This window comes from Pseudomonas sp. Kh14 (assembly GCF_900291005.1).
Taxonomy (GTDB): Bacteria; Pseudomonadota; Gammaproteobacteria; order Pseudomonadales; family Pseudomonadaceae; genus Aquipseudomonas; species Aquipseudomonas alloputida.
In genome coordinates, this window is record NZ_OLKJ01000336.1 from 1 (window position 1) to 232 (window position 232).

The window sequence follows — 232 nt, forward strand, 5'->3', positions numbered from 1 at the left end:
CAGCGGATGACTGCGAAGCTTTTCTGCAGCTTTTACGCGAGGCAGCAGCACGCGCACGCGATGGCGGCGCGTTCGAACAATCGGCTGGCTACCTGCACACGGCCGAGCAGTTGCTGCAACGCGGCGCAACGCTGGAAAGCCGCGCCACGCATGGCTTTGCCATCGCCTGCATGGCCACCGAGTGCGACATGCAACTGTCGCGAATGGTCGCGGCCGAGGCCCGCATCACTGA

At 64.7% G+C, this 232-nt stretch carries 1 protein-coding gene; it reads left to right on the top strand.

Annotated features, from left to right (window positions below; genetic code table 11):
• Positions 1-232 (top strand): hypothetical protein (locus FQ668_RS28335; protein ID WP_144180900.1); only part of this gene is annotated, 232 nt, incomplete at both ends.